This is a genomic window from Neoalteromonas facilis (assembly GCF_002807665.1).
GTDB classification, from domain to species: Bacteria; Pseudomonadota; Gammaproteobacteria; order Enterobacterales; family Alteromonadaceae; genus Alteromonas_E; species Alteromonas_E facilis.
Window position 1 is genome coordinate 113,353 of record NZ_PEAY01000002.1, and the last position, 18,371, is coordinate 131,723.

Genomic DNA, 18,371 nt, shown 5'->3' on the forward strand with positions numbered 1-18,371 from the left:
CGTTAAGACACTGAGTTCAACCTTTAAAGCATCTCAGTTAGAGTTTAAACGCGATATACCCTTGACTGTCCGCTTGCCCAAAAAACTTGGCTGCGTCATGCACTTCCTGAGGCAATGAAGCATCAGGCTTGAATTTGCCTTCAACACTAATATCCCGCATCGATGCTACGCGTGCATTGAGGTTTAGCCCAAAAACATTCGGTTCAGCTACCGCTACCGTAATGGCTCGATTGTCACAACCGAGTTGAGCACTAAATACGCCCAGAGGTATAGTACCCTGTGTCCCTTGGACACTGGCGTTTAACCATTCGCCGGTGCCATCCAATACCTGACATGTTTGTTCAAAATCGAGCTCTGATAATGTGACTCTGAAACGGCCCCCCGCTTCAACCGGCAGCGGTAAGCTAACATTGGCGAGCACTTGGTCAGTGGGTAAGTACAGCACAAAATCGTCAGAAGTAAACGTCATCGGTTGTGTCAAAGAGATACTGACATCACCACTGAATGAAATGTCATTGGCTTGGCGTTGGCTGCCTGCATCAAGCGTCAATGAAGCTTGCCCCCACAACAATGGTAGCGCAGACAGTTTCCACGTGACGTTGTTAATCGCTAAGCCATTTACGCTTACGCGCCTAGCGCTGCCCTTCCACAGCGTACCACTGACATCAGAAATAGCCACGTTGTTTGGCAACGCTACTCGATATATCACCTGCTTTGCGGGCAGGTATACAATCAGAAAAATAATAAAGAATACAAACCCAATCAGTGTTAGGCCAAGTTTAGATTTCATGATTTCCCTAATTGTAAACGGCGGAGCTTGATCTGACCCGGAGAGTCAGCTTCTGTTAGATCGACTTGAAGGATTGTAATTCCCATATTTTCTAGTGCATTGAGCCAGTCGACAAGCGAGTCAAAGGCCGCTTCGTCTACCCATACCTGAAGCTCATCACCTTGTGGCTGCATACGAGAAATTACAATATTGAAGCGGCTGGTGGTTTGGTTTACTGCTTGTGGTAAAGAGCCCGTAAAGCCTTGTGCGCCGCCGCTTGAACGACGCAATTGAATTGCCCGTTGGCTACTGGCCTTTACCCAGGTTAATAATTCCTGCTGGTTTTCAACCTGTGCTTTGGTTTGCGCGATTGAGGTTTGCAAAGGAGACCATACCAGCAAGTAAAATAGGCCTACGACGCTGACAATGGCGGCCAATAACAGTACCCATTGCTCGCGTTCGGTTAATGCTTTGTAGCGTTGGATCAGTGATTGCACGTTCTACCCCTTGATAATCACAGAGCCAATCACTTGATTGTCTCGGTTGTTAATAGCACCTTGCTCAACGGTAAAACCAGCGGCTTGTGCTTGGGCACGGAAACGCTCCAAAGATTCAAAGTTAGGCGCTACCGCTTGCATTCGCAGCTCACTGCGTTCGCCATCAAAGCGCAGAGACTGCGGTTTTACTTGGGTTTGTGAAAATGCGCTACTGAGTTGTTCAAGCATGGCTAGCATAGACACGCCAGTTCCACCTTGCTCTAGCTTAACAAGTTCACTGCTTACTTTTCGTTTTACGTCTCGATATATGCCAATGTTGGGAAAACCGCGTTTTATTTCACTATCAATTTGTGCAGTTAACTCCGTCGCTTGTTGTTTGAGTTGAGTTAACGTAATGGCTTTGTCCGCTAACGACAGCGCGAATGCGACGACTGCAAGAATGGCGGCTAGACGCCATTGATGCCAAGTAGCATTAGACTGCTTTTTAACTTTGTATTCATTTTGCAATAGGTTGAACTTGGCGCTCTGACTGCCTTTTACCAGCACATGCATGGGCATATCGAGAGTTTGCGGATGCCATTCAACGTTAGGTGTAGCACCAACGGTGACGCCGCTGTAGTCAAAGATCTGAAGCGGGTCTTCTTGTTGCTTAGCGAAGTGCATTATGGCAGGTAGCAACCACTCTTGCTCCCCTTGCATGCCGCTCCACTCGTCTTGACGAATAAGCCACTCATTACCCAATTGCAAAAGACTCCAGGCATCTTCATTGTGAGGCAGTGCTAGTACATCGGGAAGCAACTTATCACAATGCAATCCAGCGTCGGTCAACATGCTTTGCCAAAGCTGCATTTGTTTGTGACTTACGATTGCGACGGCTTGCTGCGCGCCGACTTTGGGGCCCAAGGCAAAAAACTGTTCCGATACATCTGTTGATAATTCATCTTCGAGCATGTACGGGATAGCCGAAATGACTTTCCTACTTGCTTTGGGCGGTAAGGTCACCCACTTGAGCAATACGTGGCTACTCGGCGCGAGTGCAATGACTGGTCGAGCGCCTGCTCGCTCGGATAATGACGACAAAGCCGATGCATTTTCGAGTTCACCTGAGGCTATAATTTCCTGTTCATTCTCGGACCAAACAATCCAAAATACTGGGCTGTATTGATCGCCGCCCAATCGGACTATGAGCTGCTCCATCTAGTATTTGCCTCCAAATTCTCGGCGCACAACGGTAACCTTTTTATTTTCATCCACGAAAAATACGGATGACATAGCAAATGTGGCGTTATTGTAACGGGTCTTTGTGTATAAAATAAAATATTGTGTGGTTACAGAAAACCATTGTTGGCGTTCTTGCGGTAACGCCAACGCCGCAATATCCGGTTCGGCAAGGAACCCGACGGTGTCATCGTAGCCATCACTGGGCCTTGCTGCAACAAGACGCCTTGCCTGTTCAACATCTAAACCAGTTACTGCGGCCAGTACTGGCGCCAATTCCTCGGTCATGGTGTTAATGTTAATTTGCATAGAACTATTGTTTGGACGCGCGCACACCAGAGGCAGCAAATCATTTATCCAAACCGCAGACACGCCGTTAACGATGCGCAACTCTGATTTGTTCTGCATCATAGTATTGGCAGCAAGATAGGGGTTCGGTAATGATTCGTAGTCCATATCTTCAGCACCAAACCCTCGAATTTGGTCATCATTGTCGAGCCAGTCGGCAAGCGAGTCGCGCACGGTTTCAGCGGTATAACTGTCCATGTCGGGCAGTAACTGAGGGGTTTGTAATAAACGCTGAAAAGCCTCCATTTCTGCGCTGACCTGACTACCTGAATTTTGCTCTCCCTCGCTACGATTGTGGGTTAATGCGTTTAGGTTAAAACAGCTTTGCATATCGACTAACTGGGCTTGAATACCACCATTATCGATTGGATAAATAAATTCTTGGGACCAGGGTTGGTTCAGGTGTATTTTGTCGCCGCTTAGATCCAATAGTTGCGCAATCGATTTACGTGCGTATTGTTCAGCACCTAAGGCGTACCAGTATGCTTGATTCGCGTCTTTAATATTCGCCGTGCGCTGTGCTTGTAGCTGCAAGCGCGCAATCATTTCGGTACCCAAAATGGCGACCAGCGCAACCACCATCAGCACCGTGATGAGCGCTACTCCGCCTTGACGAAACGACGTGCTACTCATTGTTAAGCCCACCGCTTATAACGAATTCACGTCGAATGCGACCGTGCTCTTGGGTTGTGATGTCAATTGCAATTGCCCGCGGTAGCACTGTACCGACATAGTTTTCTTGCCAGTCGCGCTCGCGCTCAGGTGCCCCTTTCTCTTTTATGAAAAAAGAGACTTTGAAGTCTTCAACGTTCTCTAATAGCACCCTTATTTTGGGTTCGAAACCAATGACATTGTCAACGTAGTTGCCGTACAACCGCTCGAGTTTTCCGTCTTTCAATCGGTATGCGACTGCCTGCATATTGCTACGGGGCAACATAAACTGGGGGTTATGCCAACCGGTTCTGACAAACGCAATACTATCAGCATCGCTATTATCAGCAGCACGCCCACTGGCCATTACGATTTCGTTGAGTTCACCTTCTATTCTTGCCGGACGCGCTACAGCTTGGAGTAAATCGCGTTCAATAATCAACATAGCACGTTGAATTTGCTCCAACTGCGCGAAACGGTCTTGAGACAATTCATTGCCGTCCATCACGCGCGACAAAAGTCCCGCAGAGGCTACGCCGATAATGGCGAAAATTGCCATGGCGATTAGGATTTCAAGTAGTGTAAAACCTCGGGGTTGGGCGAACTTATTCATTGGGTTTCGCCACAAAGCTGGTCACGCTGGTTATCGAATCCTCATAGTTCTCACTTAAACCAACAGATACCACAATAGCGCGTAAATCATCGTCATTAGTTTTACTGGCGGTTTGCTGCCAATACCACGTGCGGCCTGCCATTTGTTCTGAGCCTTTGATATTTGCTTTAGGTGGCCATTGGTCGTCAAGGTGAGCACGAGTTAACTGATTGTTAGCGACATAAGTGGCCCAGGTTATTTCTTCTATCACACCCACATTGTTCAAATGGTCTGTGGCAGTTTTCATGATGGCCATGCCGGCAACGGCAAAGATAAACAAGGCAACCATGACTTCGAGTAACGTCATTCCTTGCGCAATTCGATTCATGACTCATCTGCCTGTGCCAATGGACCAAGGCGTATCAATGGCGTAACGTCTTGGCCGTTGAGCTTGAAATAAACGGGGTCGTCTTGACCAAAATCGGGCTCGTATTTAAACAGTAAACTAAAGGGGGTGATATCACCGCTAGATAAGATAAGGATCTGTGGCGGTGGCTGTTTCTCTTCTTCCTCGCCTATTTCGACCCCATCTTCTGATACAGACAAAGTTTCATCAAATATGCCACGGTCAAACAATCTATCAGTATCTTGCCAAGGCAAATCATCAAGCAAAAGTTCCATGCTGAATGGCTCAGGTAACTGCTTTTCCGCAAACGTAGGATTATCGGTAATGGGTTGCCATTCTTGTTCATCATCGAGCCAAACAAAACGATAAATTTGCTCGTCTTGATCGATATAAAGGCCCAGTTGTTGTTGGTTTAAAATGGCGAAATCTGACGCCATATCAAAAACAACTTGTAAACGTTGAACCTGTTCTTTGAGGCGATCGGATTCGCTAGCAGAAAAAGCATTGAACAGCACAATGCTAGTGGCCACACCAATCAAAAACAGGGCGACCATTATCTCTAATAATGTGAAGCCCCGTGACTTTGTATTTAATTGGTGTGTAAGCACTTACTTTTAGTCTAGGTAGTCGTTTATGTTCCAGTTGCCAATGTCATCATCAGTACCGGGTTGCTGGTCTGGACCATTTGAGAAGATATCGATGAGTCCTAACTCCCCTGGGCTAATCAAATTGTAAGGGTTACCCCAGGGATCATCTGGTAAGCGGTTAATAAAGCCGCCAACTGGAAAGTTCTTAGGCAGTGGCTCAATCGTTGGCTCATTCACTAATGCATCTAAGCCTTGCTCCGTGGTTGGAAATACATTGTTGCGTAGTTTGTACATTTGCAACGCACTTTCTAAATTCTGGATATCAATAGCTGCCTTTTTCAGCTGGGCTTCCTCTTGATTGCCTATAATATTAGGGGCCACGATAGCTGTCATGATGCCGATGATCAGGATGACCACCATCACTTCAATTAAGCTGAATCCTTTGTTTCTCATAAACTTCTCCTAACTAAATCATGTTATTTAACGAGATGATGGGCAGCAAAATGGCGATTACGATGAAAAATACAATCGCTGCCATCGTTAAAATGAGCACTGGCCCTAAAATCGCTAATGCAATGTTAACTTGCATTTCAAATTGGCGTTCTTGATTCAATGCCGCGCGCGCGAGCATATCTTGTAATTCACCACTCTTCTCTCCCGACGCAATCATGTGGATCATCATCGGTGGGAATACACCCGTTGCATCTAATGCGCCGCGTAAACTGGAACCCCCTTGGACTTTCCCTGCGGATTCCATAATGAGATCTTTAATATAAACGTTTTCGAGTACGTTGCCGGCGATACGCATCCCTTCGAGAACAGGCACTGCGCTGGCCGTTAAAATACTTAGCGTACTGGCAAAGCGTGAGGTATTAATACTCTTTATGACCTTCCCAAGTACCGGGAAGTTTAATCTAATTCGATGGGATTTCATTTTAAATGCACTTGTGCGCATTAACTGTCGATAGCCCACATACATCAGCACCAGTGCTAGTAAAATGAGTAAGCCATAATTCTGTATGCCTTCGGATACGGCAATCAAAAATTGGGTTACGCCCGGCAATTCCTGCCCCATGTTGTCGAACTGACCAACGATGCGTGGCACCACGTAAGTCAGCAGCAAACTGACGATGCCGATAGCAACGATTAACATGATCACCGGGTAAATTAATGCTTGTGTGATTTGGTTTTTAACAATATTGCGTCGTTCAGTGTAGTCAGCCAGCCTATTTAACACGGTATCCAAGTGACCGGACTTTTCGCCCGCGGCGACCATTGAACGGTATAGGTTGTCGAACACGCTGGGAAACTCAGACAAGGCGTCGGCCAGAGTGTAACCTTCTACTACCTTGGATCGAATAGCCATCATCATCTGTTTGTGACGAGGCTTCTCGCTTTGCTCAGCAACCGCTTGCAAGGCTTCTTCTATCGGTAATGCAGACTCGATTAACGTGGCCAATTGGCGGGTTAACAGGGCTAAGTCAGATACGCTGATTGTCGGGCGCAACATGCCGAAGCGAGCATTACCTTTTTGCGCCTTTTTCTTCTCTGAAACTTCTTCAACATCAATCGGAATAAGCGATTGTTCACGCAACTGCTGACGCACTTGCCGCGGCGTATCCGCCTCGAGCACGCCAGATTTGTTCTTACCTGAAGACGTTAGTGCTTTGTACGCATATGCCGGCATACTAATCCTCGCGCGTGACGCGCAACACTTCTTCTAAAGTCGTAATACCTGACAGTACTTTGGCACAACCGTCTTCGCGAATGCTCGGGGTTGTTTTACGTACATACCGTTCGATACTTTGCTCACCTTTGCCTTCATGCATTAAATCGCGAATGGCTTCATCTACCACCAGTAATTCATGAATACCGGTACGGCCTCGATATCCGGTCTGGTTGCATTCGGCACAACCTCGCGCACCGAATATTGTGGTTTGTTGTGCATCTATTGGGGATAAGCCAAGAATAGCCGCTTCTTGCTCGCTTGGAGAGTGCGGGTGCTTGCAGCTTGAACATAAGGTTCTGACTAACCGTTGCGATAACACTGCCAACAGCGAAGACGACAGAAGGAAAGATTCAATGCCCATGTCTTCTAGTCGAGTAATAGCACCTGCGGCAGTATTGGTGTGCAATGTAGACAATACCAAGTGACCGGTTAAAGACGCCTGTACCGCAATTTGTGCAGTCTCAACATCCCGGATCTCACCGACCATTACTACATCCGGATCTTGGCGCAATATTGCACGTAAACCACGCGCAAAGGTCATATCAACACGCGGGTTAACTTGTGTTTGGCCGATACCCTGCAGGTCGAATTCAATTGGATCTTCAACCGTTAGGATATTGCGGTCTTTGGAGTTTATCTCGCTTAAGCCGGCATACAAGGTTGTACTTTTACCAGAGCCGGTTGGACCGGTAACCAGAATGATGCCGTGTGGCTTTCTGATCAGAGCTGAAAACTTATCTCGATTGGCCTGAGTCATGCCCAAATCTTCTAGATTCAAGCGAGCATTGTTCTTGTCTAGCAAACGCAATACAACGCGTTCACCATGGCTAGCCGGCATGGTCGACACACGCACATCGACTGCTCGACCGGCAATGCGTAGCGTAATACGACCATCTTGTGGTACGCGCTTCTCCGCTATGTCGAGCTTTGCCATAACCTTGATACGTGACACTAACATAGACGAAAGTTTGCGGTTTGGTCGCAAGATTTCACGCAACACCCCGTCGACGCGGAAACGCACAACAAGCTGACTTTCAAAGGTTTCGATGTGAATGTCTGATGCGCCTTCTTTAATCGCTTCGCTGAGCATGGCGTTGATCAGCTTAATGATAGGCGCATCATCTTCACTTTCTAATAGGTCTTCAGTATCGGGTAGGTCTTCAGCTAATGAAAACAAATCACTTTCGTTACCTAAATCTTCCATTAACTGCTTTGCAGCTGAAGAGTCGCGTTGGAACGCGTTGGTTAACACCTGCTCAAAGCGGTCGTTGCTGATTTCTTCGAGAATGAAGGGCGCGCCGTAAAAACGTCGAACCTCAGCAAAGATGTGAAACGGCGTCTCTGATGTGTAATACAACTTTGCTGGTGTTTGTGCCGTTTCTAGTATGACCTTGTGACGTTTGGCAAAACTAAACGATAGTTGTGAATGCCCATCCGTTTCACTTGCATCGTCGGCAGCAATATCGGCTTGTTCCATCATGTCGATTGAAGGTTCAGCTTGCTCAGTCATTACTCGTCCTGCTCACTTTCTTTCTTTTGTTTTTCCAACAAGTACTCATCATACGAAGGCGGCAAGGTTAAAGCGTCATTCCATTCTGGAATTAATGGACCTTTGGTCAACGGCATCAAAGGTACTCCTTCAGATTGTCGCTGCAATTGTTGCGCGCGGATAAAGTTATATTTGCGATGCGAAATCTCATTCATCGTAACGCCATCACGCACAATTTTGGGTCGAATAAAAACCATAAGATTGCGTTTACGCTTGCTGGTGGAGGTTGTTTTGAACAGGTGACCTAAAAATGGGATATCACCGAGTAACGGAACCTTAGACACACTTTCCTGCACATCTTCATCGATTAAGCCGCCCAATACGATAGTGCCGCCATCATCGACAATGACCGTGGTTTTGATTTCACGTTTGTTTATTGAAATGTCAACAGAGGTTGCGCCGCTTACACTCGATACTTCTTGTTCAATCAATAGTTGAACCGCGTCGCCCTCGTTGATTTGTGGGGTTACTTTTAATTTGATACCCACTTCTTGACGGTCGACCGTGGTAAACGGATTAGAGTTATTTGCGCCGGTTGTTGTACCGGTGATAATCGGGACTTCCTGACCAACAATGAAAAAAGCTTCTTCGTTGTCCATGGTGGTCAAATGCGGTGTCGCAAGGATGTTAGAGTTTGTGTCATTGCTAACGGCTTGCACAACTGCGCCCCAGCCATCTTCAATAATGCCAGCGATCAGACCGTTTGCACCGCCTAGCAGGTTTGCAAGTGAGGTTAGATTACCTTCAATGGTGTCAGTCGATTCGATTGGATCGCCGTTTGATGAGTAGGTTGTTCGCGTTACTTCGCGATCTTCTGCCTGACGCAGTGCCACACCTAATGAGCCAACAGGTACTACACCATTTGTAAACTGTGTACCGCCGCCACTTTCAGATACCCATTGCACGCCCAATGTGGTGCCATCACCTTCAAATACTTCAACAATAATGGCTTCAACTTGCACTTGCGCACGGCGTACATCAAGTTGGCGAATGACTTCTTCCAGTGAACGCATCATATCGGGCTCTGCAGTAATAACCACTGAGTTTGAATCTTCGTGCGCATCGATACTGACTTCACGATTGTTGCTACCACGGCGGTTATTCGACGCACCTTGCTCTTCAGCTTGAATACTGGCACTCACGCCTTGTAGAACTTTGACCAGATCTTCCGCTTTGGCGTAATTTAAGAAGATGACTCGTGTGTTACCACTGGTTTCAAGCTCTTGGTCCATGCGCGTGATTAAATTAATCAGGCGTTGACGCGCTTTAATGTCACCACTAACGATAACGCTATTGGTTCGATCATCGGCGACTACTCTAGGATCAGATTTCGCTCCCGAGCCGGCAGCTTTACCCTGCGATTTATTGATACTGTCGATGATGCGCACCATTTCTGACGCCGAGGCAAAACGCAGTTTTACTATTTCGACTTCTTCGTCACCGGCACGGTCCACGCGCTCAATGATTTCAACAAGACGGTTTACTACCGCTGCACGGCCGGTCAACATCATAACGTTTGAAGGGTCGTGGCTAACCACGTTACCACCGCCCGCCTGGTCATTTAGCTGACGTAAAATCGGTGCTAATTCTCTCACCGGCACGTTATACACTGGCACAACGCGCGTGATGAATTCATCACCGTTCATCAATGCGCCTTCAACCACTGGAATATTCGATGCTTTCGCGTCTTTAGAGCGTACAACTTTCAGAATACCGCTGGGCATCTCTACCACGGCATATTCATACACCTGCAAAACATTTAGGAAAAATTGGTAATACTGTTCTTCTGACAATAGATCGTAACTGCGGACTGAAATTTTGCCGCGAACATTGGGGTCAACGATGATAGTCTTTTTAAGGTTCTTGCCGACAATATTGATGAATTCACTGATTTCAGTATCTTTGAAATTAGGCTGATACTGTTCCGCCACAGCGCCTATAGAATAAGACAACCCCAGTGACACAAAAGCCACAAAGCAGAGTCGCAAATTAAAGCGGCGAATAAACTCCATATTTCTCATCCTATTCCTCATCGCTTGGTTCTGGTAAATCCAGATATAGCGTTAAATATTGTTCGTCTCTAAGCACGGTAAGCTGCAATGAATCGGCCGTTTGCAACTCTCCCATGGCTTCTCTGGCTTGTTGTGGATCTGTCACATCAAGTCCATTAATCTCTGTAATAACATCACCTGCGGTCAAACCGGCAGCTTCAAATAACGCTGGGTTTTTACCCGGCTGCACACGATATCCTAGCAGTTCACCGTCAGCTTGTGCGGGCGAAATCGATAAGAAGTCGGTAAATTTAGTTGGTTGGGAACGCAGTTGCTGAGTTGCTGCAATAGCGCTATCGCTAAGTGCTGGTCTTGACGTAGGCGTTGAAGTGCGCGTTGAGCTTGTTGTTGCGCTTTGACTCCGCTTTTTATTAGCCTCATCAAAATCGACACCGTCTAGCATCAATGTTTCGTTGCGTGCACCGTTGCGAATGATGACACGATCGGCAAATACTTCTTGCAATGAAGCATTGGTACCTTCAATTTTTTCACCGATGCCGTACGTTTGTTGCGCATTCCGATAAGCAATGATGGCTGCTCCGGCATCTTGTTCTGTGGTCGCAACCACACCGGTAAGTACAAGGTTCAATTTGGTTTCAGGCGCATCAGTCACAGTTTGCGTGGGTTGTTGTACTTCTACCTGAGGGTTAAAACGACCAAACAGTTGTAAATTTTTAATTCGACTCAGGTTTACACGAGCTGAGGCTGTTGAGCCTGTCGCAGTTACTACGGCAGGTTGAGTCGCAGAGTTTATCGATTCAGGCGTGGGTATTACTCGCCAAATCAACTGCGCTAGGAAGGCCAGCAAATAAAGGGCTAACAAACACACGACGACGAATCGTATGGATGATTGTCGCTGCTGAATAAGATGTGTGGCTGATTGCAAAGTCGGCATTTGATATTATTTTTATACGGTTGATTCGACACTCATATTAGAGAGCAAAGTGGCTGTTCAGTAGGCGCTAGTGCTTTGTTCTATTCTTGAGTAATTAGTAACGCCCCCCATAATAGCCTAGTCTGCGTTACGGTCACAACTCTAATGCGAGGGTATGAAACATTTATGACGATAATTGAGGCAATTTAGTTCCCATGATTGATACAATGAGCGCAGTTAGACTGGATAAGTGGCTTTGGGCTGCGCGCTTTTTTAAAACTCGGGCACTGGCCCGAGACGCCGTTCAGGCGGGTAAAGTGCATTACAACGGCCAGCGCAGCAAGCCAGGAAAAGCTGTAGAGCTGGGGGCTATGTTACGGATCCCCTGTGGATATGACGTGAAAGAAGTCGAAATCTTAGAAATTTATGACAAGCGACGAGCCGCGCCGTTAGCACAAAAAATGTATCGTGAAACCGCGCCGAGCATGTTGAAACGTCAACAAAATGCGGAAGCGAGAAAAGCGCAGGCATTTCACAATCCGCATCCCGATCAGCGTCCGGACAAAAAACAGCGCAGAGAACTTATCCGCATTAAACATCAATAAATTTTAAGTCGTCTACAACACGACTGAACTGGAAGTTTTATGAACAACGATCAATTACAACGTTATATTTTTCCCGACGCCAGTGTACGAGGCGAACTGGTCCAGCTTGAGAAAAGCTATGCTGATTTACTCGCGTCTCACGCCTATCCAGATGCCATAAAAAGACTTTTAGGTGAAATGTTAAGCGCGGCCACATTGTTAACGGCGACATTGAAGTTTAAAGGTGAGATCAGTTTACAAATTCAATCTGAAGGCTTGGTGAAGTATGCAGTGGTTGATGCTACGCATCAGCAACAAGTGCGCGGAATTGCACGTTGGGACGAGAGCGTAGAACAATGGCCTGAGCGTTTTCAGGAACTATTTACCAAGGGTGTCATGGCGATCACGATAACGCCGGAAAAAGGCGAGCGTTATCAAGGTTTGGTTGGATTGGATCAAGATTCTCTGGCGGAATGTATTCAAGGCTATTTTATTCAATCTGAGCAGTTACCGACGCGAGTTGTTTTATTTACTGATACAGCCAAAGACAATGTGAAAGCCGCGGGTATGTTACTGCAAGTATTACCGCAAAGCAGTGATGCTACCAATGTTCTCGATCACGCGGAGTTTAACGACCTTGCTGTGTTAACCGATACCATGACGAGTGAGGAGATCCTCTCGCTAGATGCCCGCACCTTGCTGCATAGGCTGTATCATGAATACGATGTGGAATTATATGCGCCGCACCCTGTTACATTTAGCTGTACGTGCTCTAAAGAACGCAGTGCACAAGCACTGAAGAATATTGAAAAAGCGGAACTCCTTTCAATCATCGAAGAGCAAGGCGTTATCACGATGGATTGTCAGTATTGTCATGCTAAGTACGAATTTGACAGTATGGATGTAGAAAGCATCCATGCGGGTTTCGCCAATGTTCCCCCGCAAAGCAATACTCAATAATGAATAAGAGCCAAGGACCCGTTTATCGGGTCCTCGTTGCGTCTGACATTTTTGGAGCCACCAAAGCGTTCGACGAACTCGCGCACCAGATTGCCCAAGATCCAATCATCCTGTCGCCCTATACGGATTTACCGCTAGAGTTCAAAAACGAAGCTGAGGCGTATGAGTATTTTTGCCAGCATACTTCAGTGAATGAATATGCGATGAAAATTTACAATCAAATCAGCGCGTTTAAGGGCGTTTTGGTCGTGATAGGTTTCAGTGTGGGCGCGTCTGCACTGTGGAAATGTCTAAGTGAACACGCTGATTCGCCGGTATTAGCTTTTTATGGTTTTTACGGCAGCCAGATTAGACACATGCTGCCTGCCACGCCTACAGTGCCAACTTATTGGTATTCTGCTCGTCAGGAAAATCACTTTAACGTCAGTGAAATCAACACTCAACTAGACCAGGTTGAACATGTAGAGGTAGATGTTACACCTTATCTGCATGGTTTTATGAATCGTCATTCACAGCACTTTGACGCAATAGGGTATGCCCATTACCTCAAGCAAATACGAGCATCAATGAATACAAGCTTGGTATGTAATTAAATTACAGAAATGTTGAAATTTTCTGTGCGCCTTTACAGTTTTTTAGTGTTTATACCTGATAAAAGCCCCAAAATTGAATAGCTATTTACATATGATGAATAGTGAGTATGGCTTATGTTTATTAGCCGTTGCTTGGATTTGACGATATGCTTGCAAGGTGCGGCAAAGCGCTGTATTGTCGCCGCCGGAAAGTGCGGCTAGCTGTAAGTCGCTCTGAAAGATTTCATTTAATGGGGCTACAAATGAACGCTGCAATTGAACCTGCTAAGCTATCGAGCGAGGCTGTAAACGTCGAAAACACGACCATCCATAACAATTTAAATCCTGCTGAATTAATTGAGCACGCGATTCGCCGTGGCGAAGGTCGATTAGCAGACAATGGTGCTTTGGTTGTTGAAACCGGTGAGCGTACTGGTCGTTCTCCTGCAGATCGTTTCATTGTTAAAGAGCCAACAACTGAAGCTGAAATTGAATGGGGCAAGGTTAATCGCCCGTTCGAAGCTGATGCATTTGATGCGCTGTGGGATAGAGTAGAATCCTTCATCAACGAGCGCGAACATTTTGAATCATTGTTACAAGTGGGTGCCTGCGAAACATTCGGTATTCCGGTTAATGTTCGTACTGAAACTGCATGGCAGCATTTGTTTGCGCGCAACATGTTTATCCCGTCACAAGATGCGTACAACAATGATCGTCCAGTGTGGCAGATCCTAAACTGTCCTGGTTTTGTTTGTGACCCAGCGCGTGATCAAACCAATAGTGATGGTGTTGTCATTTTGAACTTCGCTCAGCGTAAAGTACTAATCGCTGGTATGCGCTATGCGGGTGAAATGAAAAAAGCGATGTTCTCTGTGCAGAATTTCTTATTGCCTGCCGGTGAAGTATTGCCGATGCACTGCTCTGCAAATGTGGGCGAAGAAGGTGATGTTACGCTTTTCTTTGGCCTATCAGGTACGGGCAAAACCACATTGTCAGCTGATCCCAAACGCTTTTTGATTGGTGACGATGAGCACGGGTGGGGCGTAGGCCGCGTATTTAACTTTGAAGGCGGCTGCTATGCTAAGTGCATCAACTTGTCGCAAAAGAACGAACCGGTTATTTGGGATGCAATAAAGTACGGCAGCATCCTAGAAAATGTCGTACTTGATGAAAACCGTAAACCTGATTATGACGATGTATCGTTGACTCAGAATTCTCGTGCAGCATACCCGTTATCGCATATCAAAAAGCGCATTGAAGCGAACCGTGCGGGTGAGCCGCGCGCTATCGTATTCTTAACCTGTGATGTTAGTGGCGTTTTACCACCGGTTTCTATGCTTGATGAGCAAGCAGCAGCGTATCACTTCCTAAGTGGCTACACGGCTAAAGTGGGTTCAACCGAAATTGGCTCAACGGCTGACATCGAATCTACCTTTTCAACCTGCTTCGGTGCACCATTCTTCCCACGTCCAGCACGTGTTTATGCAGAGCTTTTGATTAAGCGCATTCGTGAGTTTGGTACCAAAGTTTACTTAGTTAACACCGGTTGGACTGGTGGCCCTTATGGTCAAGGTGAGCGTTTCAGCATTCCAACAACGCGTGCAATTGTTGATGCGATCGTAAACGATACATTAGACATTGCTGATACAACCTTAATTGAAGGGTTAAATTTGCGTGTGCCTAACCAAATCGAAGGTGTAGCATCAGAGCTGCTTGTACCTAAGAAAACGTGGAAAGACCAAGATGCTTATGACGTATACATGAATAAGCTAATTGGTGAATTTAACGCGAATTTTGCCAAGTACGATGTGGATCAGGCTATTGTGAATGCGGGTCCAGTAAAAGCCTAATTTCATCGCTCAAGTTTAAGAGCCCGAACACAAAGTATGTGTTCGGGTTTTTTTATGTCTCAAATGTATTCGCCACCTTTGTGGAGCATCGGCAGCCAAACGAGAGTGTACTAAAAGGTTTGGGAACGAAAATTTGAGCGCTAATACTGTTGTGTTGCAACAAAAAAGCTCTTGCTAAGAGAACAACTAAATCGCGATTTTATTCTCGAAGAAGTTTTTGAAATCAATCTTGTATTCAGAGGCCAACACAGCTTTTTCGACATTTAAGCGATAATTAATTTTCGCTAAATCAATATCTTTCGGGGCTAAATAGTGTTTGCCGCGCAGCGAGTAAAACACTTTTACGATAGGTTTAAGTGGCGCGTCTTCATTGTGCTTAACGACCATTGCAATGGTTTCATCTGTGAGTTTAACCAAACTTCCTACTGGGTAAATACCGATACATTTAATAAATTTCTGCACCAGTTCACGGTCATATTTATCCGGTGTGTCCTTCAATAAAATCTGCAGTGCTTTTTGACTTGGCATACCCGCTTTGTAGCAACGATCAGCGGTTAATGCATCATATACATCGACTATTGAAATCATGCGTCCGTAAAAGCTGATTTCATCGTCACGCGATCCCTCTGGATAACCGTATCCATCAAGACGTTCGTGGTGCTCACTCACGGTGCGGATCATTCGCGCAGGGATTTCCATTTCCTCTAAGGCTTCAATACCAAAGACAACGTGGTCGCGCATGATATTCATTTCTTGGTCGGTCAGCCTACCGGGCTTGTGCAAAATGCTGTCGGGGATACGTATTTTCCCGATATCGTGAAGAAAGCCGGACAATGCGAGCTCTTGCACTTCTTCATCTTTCAATCCGATATATTTGGCAAAATTAGCCAGTAAGATGGCAACGTTAAGAGAGTGCTCTAGCAGGTAATCGTCTTTTTCGCGGATTTTAGTCAAACACAACAGTGCATTGGGATTTCGGTCTATGGAGCCGACCAAGCTTTGGGTAAATTCCTCTGGCACAGAAATGTCCGTTGGAAGCCCTTTTGCAACCGAGTTAAGCAGCAACTTCTGGACGGATTTACCTTTCTTGTGCAGCTTATTGGCAACGCCAACTTCCTGATCGAAACTAACGCTACGCGTTTTTTTCTCTTTCTCCGAGCTAGGGGGCGGGGCTTCTTCTACTTCAGGCGTTTCCTCGGGGGCGTCTTCCGCCTCATCAGGCACGAATTGTTTAGATGGATCAATAATGACAGCAGTAACGCCTCTTTTCTTCAGCGATACTACGATGGCTTTGTTGGTAACTTTACCTCTACTGGCGACTTGCAGGTTGCCGGATTGCTCTGCGATGCTATCAACAAACATACCGGGCTTGAGTTCGCTAATGGGTATTTTAGTAAGCGCTTCGTCTGACATTGGGGATTACAATAAACACGATAATATGAAGTTAAATGAATCTGCTGCTATTAACAAGTTGTTAGCACAAAAAGAAGTACAAAACGCTTAAAAATCGAGTTCAAACAGCAGAGTAGCCGCACTGGGATGCCATTGGAACTCCTGTAAGCTTACCTTCATGTTATTGACAAACACGCCATCGGCAAGCAGTAAATCTCGTTGACGTTTGGCCATTTCACTTTCCCGTTCAAATGCAATGCGTCCATCGCTGCGCAGGATCCTAAACCAAGGCAACTCCATTTCACATGGCGCTGAGCCTAGTGCTTTAGAGGTAAGCCTGGCGCGCCCAGGTAGTCCTGCCAAGTCAGCAATCTGCCCATAGGACGCTACTTTGCCTTGAGGTACGAGTTGCACAACGCGCCAAATGCGCCGCATTGATTCTGTTGCCACAATGAGAGTCTCCGCAATGATGCGATGGAGTTCGATTTCCAATTCAATGCTGAGTATGCAGCAACAGTGTAATACTGCGCCACAACGCTGAACGGTTTTTTTGTCCAAACTGTCGCGCAATTTGCGCTCTGGAATGAACTGCTGCCAACCTGAGAGTAGTCATTCTCTGTTCGCAGCATATTGATTTAAATTGATTTTTCTGTAGCGAGTGAAAACGAGCGCCATCTTGCATAAATAAAACACAGCGAAAGAATTGCAGCTGCAACATAGCCAATTGTGATTGTGAGTGTGGGGAATTGACTCAACGCCATCATACTCATCGCGAGAATGGCAAAGGCGAGGAGGCTTATTGCGTCAAATTGAGCAAGGTTAAGCTTGTTCAGTGCTTTGTCTATTTCCATACGAATAGTTTTCCACTTCCACGCGGATATCGAAAACATTAGGCCGATAACGATATACATCATGGCGCCATCGGTAGGAAAGTTAACAAGCGCATGCATCACAATAGCGGGTAATAGCGAGCCGGTAGAATAAAACAACCAACCAAAGATCAATGCGTTTATAAACAAAGCACAGATTGTCGCGATATGGTACGCATCCATTTGATGATACTGCGCGTGACTCAAGGTAAACATTAGCGCTGTGGCGATAATAGCAATGCTTGGCGAGAAGCTATTTTGCAACCTTGCCTGTACGTAACCGCGCCAAAAGACTTCTTCAATGATAGGGATGATGGCAAAGCTACCGACAGCCATTAACGTCCACCATCCAGCGGTTTTTTCACCCGAAATCAAGGCTTCACGCCAAGGTACGCTGGTGCCGAGATCATATTCGGCGTCAAGCAACCATACGATTTTACTTGGAATATCACCGATAGCCCAACCTAACACCCCAATAGCAACCAACCACAACAGCGAATGTTGCTTTCTAGATAAGCCAGACTCTCTTATAAATGGGCGAGAAAACATTAAACCGCATACGATAATGAGTATGAACCAGCCGGCATATTGCATCATTAAAATGTTGAACAAATCCCAACTGATTTCAAAAAGGTTGGCGTTTGGCTCTAATAATGCCATCAACGGATGACCGGTCACGCCGGCGAATTGAAAGAACATCATTGAGAGTACGCTGCCAATGAAAAATACACTTAGCACTTCGGTGAGCGCTGAAACTTTACCCAAGGTTGTTGGAGCGAATTGTTTGAAAAATTGAGTGTGAGCCATCGTTTGACCTCCTGATAAATCTTGAAGTCATCGTATGCAAACGCGTAAATGCTTTCGTCTGTTTAG

19 protein-coding genes are annotated in these 18,371 nt (G+C 46.1%); 4 read left to right on the forward strand and 15 right to left on the reverse strand.

From position 1 onward, the window contains the following. Positions 1 to 37: 37 nt before the first annotated feature. The 12 genes from CSH93_RS06655 to gspC are packed head-to-tail and all read right to left on the reverse strand — an operon-like array spanning position 38 to position 11,292. Positions 38 to 790 (reverse strand): type II secretion system protein N, encoded by a 753-nt coding sequence (locus tag CSH93_RS06655; protein WP_100642463.1) that lies wholly within the window; start codon positions 788 to 790, stop codon positions 38 to 40. After that, positions 787 to 1,266: a type II secretion system protein GspM gene (gene gspM, locus CSH93_RS06660; protein ID WP_100642464.1), complete on the reverse strand. Its 480-nt coding sequence runs from the start codon at positions 1,264 to 1,266 to the stop codon at positions 787 to 789. Before gspM ends, CSH93_RS06655 begins: the two co-directional genes overlap by 4 nt. 3 nt (positions 1,267 to 1,269) lie before the next feature. Further along, complete coding sequence (gspL, locus tag CSH93_RS06665; protein ID WP_100642465.1) at positions 1,270 to 2,463, reverse strand: type II secretion system protein GspL; 1,194 nt, start codon at positions 2,461 to 2,463, stop codon at positions 1,270 to 1,272. Continuing rightward, a complete protein-coding gene (gene gspK / locus CSH93_RS06670) occupies positions 2,464 to 3,465 on the reverse strand; it encodes a type II secretion system minor pseudopilin GspK (protein ID WP_100642466.1) in 1,002 nt (333 codons plus the stop codon). After that, positions 3,458 to 4,096, reverse strand: coding sequence for a type II secretion system minor pseudopilin GspJ (gene gspJ, locus CSH93_RS06675; RefSeq protein ID WP_100642467.1), 639 nt, complete (start codon positions 4,094 to 4,096; stop codon positions 3,458 to 3,460). The genes gspK and gspJ overlap by 8 nt, the downstream gene beginning before the upstream one ends. Then, positions 4,089 to 4,463, reverse strand: a complete 375-nt coding sequence (gene gspI, locus CSH93_RS06680; protein WP_100642468.1) for a type II secretion system minor pseudopilin GspI — start codon at positions 4,461 to 4,463, stop codon at positions 4,089 to 4,091. The genes gspJ and gspI overlap by 8 nt, the downstream gene beginning before the upstream one ends. Next, a complete protein-coding gene (gene gspH, locus CSH93_RS06685) occupies positions 4,460 to 5,089 on the reverse strand; it encodes a type II secretion system minor pseudopilin GspH (RefSeq protein WP_276307697.1) in 630 nt (209 codons plus the stop codon). The genes gspI and gspH overlap by 4 nt, the downstream gene beginning before the upstream one ends. 6 nt (positions 5,090 to 5,095) lie before the next feature. Next, positions 5,096 to 5,521 carry a type II secretion system major pseudopilin GspG gene (gene gspG / locus CSH93_RS06690; protein WP_100642470.1) on the reverse strand — a complete coding sequence of 142 codons (426 nt, stop codon included), beginning with the start codon at positions 5,519 to 5,521 and terminating at the stop codon, positions 5,096 to 5,098. A 13-nt stretch (positions 5,522 to 5,534) separates the two neighbouring features. Further along, positions 5,535 to 6,755: a type II secretion system inner membrane protein GspF gene (gspF, locus tag CSH93_RS06695; protein WP_100642471.1), complete on the reverse strand. Its 1,221-nt coding sequence runs from the start codon at positions 6,753 to 6,755 to the stop codon at positions 5,535 to 5,537. Position 6,756: 1 nt separating this feature from the next. Further along, positions 6,757 to 8,277 carry a type II secretion system ATPase GspE gene (gspE, locus tag CSH93_RS06700; protein WP_240615533.1) on the reverse strand — a complete coding sequence of 507 codons (1,521 nt, stop codon included), beginning with the start codon at positions 8,275 to 8,277 and terminating at the stop codon, positions 6,757 to 6,759. Between the two features lie 29 nt (positions 8,278 to 8,306). Beyond that, positions 8,307 to 10,358 carry a type II secretion system secretin GspD gene (gene gspD, locus CSH93_RS06705; protein WP_205663235.1) on the reverse strand — a complete coding sequence of 684 codons (2,052 nt, stop codon included), beginning with the start codon at positions 10,356 to 10,358 and terminating at the stop codon, positions 8,307 to 8,309. Positions 10,359 to 10,368: 10 nt separating this feature from the next. After that, positions 10,369 to 11,292, reverse strand: coding sequence for a type II secretion system protein GspC (gene gspC, locus CSH93_RS06710; protein WP_100642474.1), 924 nt, complete (start codon positions 11,290 to 11,292; stop codon positions 10,369 to 10,371). A 206-nt stretch (positions 11,293 to 11,498) separates the two neighbouring features. Between gspC and hslR the strand changes: the two genes are divergently transcribed. The 4 genes from hslR (at position 11,499) to CSH93_RS06730 (ending at position 15,237) form a co-directional block, all read left to right on the forward strand. Further along, the gene (gene hslR / locus CSH93_RS06715) at positions 11,499 to 11,876 is read left to right on the forward strand and encodes a ribosome-associated heat shock protein Hsp15 (protein ID WP_100642799.1); all 378 of its coding nucleotides are present in this window, start codon (positions 11,499 to 11,501) and stop codon (positions 11,874 to 11,876) included. A 39-nt stretch (positions 11,877 to 11,915) separates the two neighbouring features. Then, positions 11,916 to 12,815 carry an Hsp33 family molecular chaperone HslO gene (gene hslO / locus CSH93_RS06720; RefSeq protein WP_100642475.1) on the forward strand — a complete coding sequence of 300 codons (900 nt, stop codon included), beginning with the start codon at positions 11,916 to 11,918 and terminating at the stop codon, positions 12,813 to 12,815. Further along, positions 12,815 to 13,408 (forward strand): dienelactone hydrolase family protein, encoded by a 594-nt coding sequence (locus tag CSH93_RS06725; RefSeq protein WP_100642476.1) that lies wholly within the window; start codon positions 12,815 to 12,817, stop codon positions 13,406 to 13,408. Before hslO ends, CSH93_RS06725 begins: the two co-directional genes overlap by 1 nt. Before the next feature lie 242 nt (positions 13,409 to 13,650). Further along, positions 13,651 to 15,237, forward strand: a complete 1,587-nt coding sequence (locus CSH93_RS06730; RefSeq protein WP_100642800.1) for a phosphoenolpyruvate carboxykinase — start codon at positions 13,651 to 13,653, stop codon at positions 15,235 to 15,237. A gap of 186 nt (positions 15,238 to 15,423) precedes the next feature. Here CSH93_RS06730 and CSH93_RS06735 read toward each other — a convergent pair whose 3' ends face one another. The 3 genes from CSH93_RS06735 to CSH93_RS06745 form a co-directional block, all read right to left on the reverse strand. Further along, positions 15,424 to 16,650 (reverse strand): cyclic di-GMP phosphodiesterase, encoded by a 1,227-nt coding sequence (locus tag CSH93_RS06735; RefSeq protein WP_100642477.1) that lies wholly within the window; start codon positions 16,648 to 16,650, stop codon positions 15,424 to 15,426. An 87-nt stretch (positions 16,651 to 16,737) separates the two neighbouring features. Continuing rightward, entirely contained in the window at positions 16,738 to 17,199 is a 462-nt protein-coding gene (locus CSH93_RS06740; RefSeq protein ID WP_240615516.1) for an MGMT family protein, read from the reverse strand. A gap of 65 nt (positions 17,200 to 17,264) precedes the next feature. Beyond that, positions 17,265 to 18,305, reverse strand: a complete 1,041-nt coding sequence (locus tag CSH93_RS06745) for a CPBP family intramembrane glutamic endopeptidase (RefSeq protein ID WP_100642478.1) — start codon at positions 18,303 to 18,305, stop codon at positions 17,265 to 17,267. Between the last annotated feature and the right edge of the window lie 66 nt (positions 18,306 to 18,371).